Genomic DNA, 4,211 nt, shown 5'->3' on the forward strand with positions numbered 1-4,211 from the left:
GTTGCCGACTGGCGCGACGACGGCCTGACCGTCTGGTCGGGCACGCAGAACCCATTTCCGATGCGCGCTGACCTGGCAAAACTTCTCGACATGCCGGAAGAGCGGATCGTTGTGGAACGGCTGGAAGCTGCCGGATGCTACGGACGCAACTGCGCCGACGACGTAACTGCTGACGCTGCCCTGTTGTCCCGGGCCGTCGGCCAGCCAGTACGCGTCCAGCTTACCCGGGAGCAGGAACACGCGTGGGAGCCAAAGGGTGCCGCGCAGGTCATCGACGTCCGCGGTGGCTTGGACGAGGAGGGTGGTCCGGCGGCCTATGACTTTGAAACGCGTTACCCGTCCAATCTGGCGCCGACCCTGCCGCTGATCCTGACCGGAAAGGTTTCGCCGGTCGCGGAGGTCGCCCTGATGGGCGATCGCACAGCGGTGCCTCCCTACGCGTTCGGAAACCTGCGGGTTACCGTCCATGATATGCCGACGCTGGCTCGCACCTCGTGGTTTCGTGGCGTTTCGGCGCTGCCAAACAGCTTTGCGCACGAATCCTTTATCGACGAGTTGGCTACAGCGGCCAAGGTCGATCCGGTCGAATATCGGCTGCGTTATCTGACGGATCCGCGGGCGACCGACCTGGTACGAGCCGTAGCCGAGCGTGCCGGATGGAAGCCGCATACCCAACCGGGCACGCATGGCCGCGAGGGCGATATTCTATATGGGCGCGGCTTTGCCTACGCCGTCTATGTCCATGGTCCTTTCCCGGGCAAGGCGGCCGCGTGGGCGGCGTGGGTCGCCAACGTGGCGGTGAACAAGGTGACGGGCGAGATCGCGGTGACCAAAGTCATCTGCGGCCAGGATACCGGCGCGGTAATCAACCCTGACGGCGTTCGCCACCAGATTCATGGCAACGTCATCCAGTCGACCAGCCGGGCTCTCAAGGAAGAGGTCAATTTCTCATCCACCGCTGTCGCCGCCCTTGAGTGGGGCGCCTATCCGATCATCGGCTTTCCCGAGGTGCCGGACATCGACGTGCTGATGATTCCACGCCCCGACGAGCCGCCGCTGGGCGCCGGCGAGTCCGCCTCGGTGCCAAGTGCGGCCGCCATTGCCAACGCGGTGTTCGACGCCACCGGCGTGCGCTTTCGCGAACTGCCGTTGACGCCGGAACGTGTGCGCGCTGCTTTGAATCCGCTGCCTACTCCGCTGGTATCGAACGAGAATAGGCGATCCAGGCGGTCGCGCCTGAGATTCTCATGGCCGCTCGCCGGCGCCTTTTCCGGCGCCGTGGCTCTCGGCGCGGGGATTTTCCCTTTCAACGCCGCAATCGCACCCGTGGCGCGCCCGCTGCCTGACGTCTTTTCGCCTGCCACGATCGAGCGTGGCCGACTCGCGGCTGCGGTCGGCGCCTGCAACGTCTGCCATGTCGGCGCCGACGGCACGCCATTTGCTGGGGGCAGGGCGCTCGAAACCCCCTTCGGTACTGTCTATGCCACCAACATCACGCCGGATGAAGCGGCCGGCATCGGCGCCTGGTCCTATCCGGCATTCGCTAGGGCGATGCGCCAGGGTGTTGCGCGCGATGGACATCATCTCTATCCGGCGCATCCCTACACATCCTTTGCCAAGGCAAGCGAAGCGGATCTCCAGGCGCTCTATGCCTATCTCATGGCTCAGCCAGCCGTGACGGCAAAAGCACCGGAAACGCAGTTGCGGTTTCCCTTCGGCATGCGGCCACTGATGGCCGGGTGGAACGCGCTTTTCCTATCATCATCGCCGGCACCGTCTGATCCGATCCGAAGTGCGGCCTGGAACCGGGGGGCGGAACTGGTGGAAGGCCTTGGCCATTGCAGCGCCTGTCATTCGCCGCGCAATGCCATCGGCGGAGAGGTCAAGGGGTCGATGCATCTTGTCGGCGGGTTCGCTGACGGCTGGCACGCACATGCGCTGACGGCAAAATCCTTCGCTCCGATCGCGTGGAGCGAACAGGCATTTTATGACTATCTGCGTACCGGCCATTCCGCCCAGCATGGCGTGGCGGCGGGACCAATGGCCCACGTGGTAGACTCGCTGGCACCGCTTCCCGACGCGGACATCAGGGCGATAGCGGTCTATCTCGCCAGTTTCAACGTCGGTGGCGAAACGTCTCCGGCCGGTTCGTCGGCAGGGAGTTCAATCGCCGCTGCAGATCTAGCCGCGCCCGCTGCGGCAGCCGCATTTCCTCGCGGTGCGCGCATGTTCGCCGGTGCTTGTGAGACCTGTCATTTGGAAGCGTCGTCCATCGCGTCGCTGGCCCTCAACACCAATCTTCATGCCGAAGCGCCGGACAATCTGCTCCACGCCATCCTGGAGGGGGTGGCCGCGCCGGCAATGTCGCCCCTGCGACGCGATGTCGACGACTTTGGGGTGTTGGCGATGCCGGCCTTCGACAAGGCGCTGGACGATCGCGACCTGGTCGACCTGACCGGCTATCTCCGGGCGCGTTTCGCCCCCGGGAAGCCAGCCTGGGACGCCATCCAGGATTCGCTTGCCGCCGTCCGTGTAAACCACCATTGATCCAAAGCTGGAACCCGCAAATGCTCCTCAACACCAACGTACCCGCCGAAAACGCCTGAAATACATGGTCGGAACGACCGGGCGAGATGGTGTTTCTGCCGCTTGGGATGCGCGTCACGCCTGTGCTTTTTTCCACCTTTGCCCGCAAGCCAACGGCGGTCCGGCCGCCGACCGAGATCCGTTGCGCTGTGGTGCTTGAGACGGCGTCGTTGCCATTGTATTTCCGTGGATATATCGGAAGAGAGACGACATGAAACAAGCGACCAGCCAGCGCGTGCGACACTGGATCCCGGAGATCCGCCTGGTCTTGCCAGACGGCGTGTTTGGCGGCTTCTATGAGAGGCTATCCGAGGGCTAAACTGGTGAGGCGGAGGTGTCGGTGCTGATCCCGACGGGATCGAACCTGTGATCTAACGACTCGGAGTCCGCCAGACAAATTCATTCCCCCTTATTGTCCTTGGGTTCGCCAGACCATACGAGAACATACGAAGGATATGGCTTGGCGAACCACCCGCTAACCGATTGATTTTGTTGAATAGGCGACGTCCCTCCGGGCCCACCAAAATTCTTAGATTTTAGCGGGTTAACCCGAATTCGCCGCAAAAGTGGGCCTATCTAGAGCTGGTTGTTAGTTATTCGTACATCTGATCGTTTCCCGGAAGCGGTGCAGCGTAAGGGCAAACGCTCATCCTCATCCGGGAGCTAAATTCTCCTGCTTGTTAACACCAGCAACACGTAGTGCAGATGCTCTTACTCTGAAAGATCTCCTTGATGAGTGCGGTGATCGGCGGCAACGACGTGCGAATAGGCGGGTTTTTGACTGGACACAGATCTCCATTTCTGGCGGACGGCAGCTTTGCGCCTTATGGCAGTCGTTCATACGGTCCAGTCCGTTCACAAAAAGCGGACATCGCCACGGCAGAGGCCGTAGCCGGCTTTGCGCCAAGAACTCACGTGAGCCCGGAGGGCGGACTGCATCGCGCTAGAATTAGGCACCTAGGGCGGAAAGCGGAGCTTCGCTGTACGTGCGAGTAGCGGTACAAGATGGGCGGTTTGTAGCCGGAGTATTCCGCTAGGTTGCGCGTGGCATGGATGCATCGGAAGTCACGGGGGCAGAAGTAGCTATCCTGATTTGAGGTGTTGCCATGAATTACACTCATCTAGGTCGGACCGGCATCAAGGTCAGCCGAATAGCCCTCGGCACGATGGAATTCGGCTGGCAGATCGATGAGGCGGACAGTGTCACGATCATGGACGAAGCTCTCGACGCCGGCATCAATCTCTTCGACACGGCGGATGTTTATGGAGGCCCGCAATCGCCCGAAATGGARAAGGGCTACGGCACCTCCGAGGAGATCATCGGCCGCTGGCTCGCGCAGGGCGGCCGGCGCAACCGGATTGTATTGGCGACGAAGGTCTACCAGCCGATGGATTCTGGTCCCAACGATCGCCGCTTGTCTGCCTATCACATCCGACGGGCCTGCGAAGCCAGCTTGYGGCGGCTGAAAACCGATCACATCGATCTCTACCAGATGCATCACGTCGACCGGGTCACACCGTGGGAGGAAATCTGGCAGGCGATGGAGCAACTGATCCGCGAGGGCAAGATCACCTACGTGGGCAGCAGCAACTTCCCGGGCTGGGACATCGCCACTGCCCAGTGC

The 4,211-nt window shown here is 61.9% G+C and carries 2 protein-coding genes; both read left to right on the forward strand.

All coding sequences use genetic code 11. The features are described 5' to 3' along the window. A partial coding sequence (locus tag AC1DZP_RS35680) for a molybdopterin cofactor-binding domain-containing protein (protein ID WP_477308983.1) occupies positions 1-2,547 on the forward strand: 2,547 nt, incomplete at its 5' end. A 1,145-nt stretch (positions 2,548-3,692) separates the two neighbouring features. Further along, positions 3,693-4,211 (forward strand): aldo/keto reductase (locus tag AC1DZP_RS35685; RefSeq protein ID WP_477308985.1); only part of this gene is annotated, 519 nt, incomplete at its 3' end.

It is taken from the genome of Mesorhizobium sp. P2_F8 (assembly GCF_056403655.1).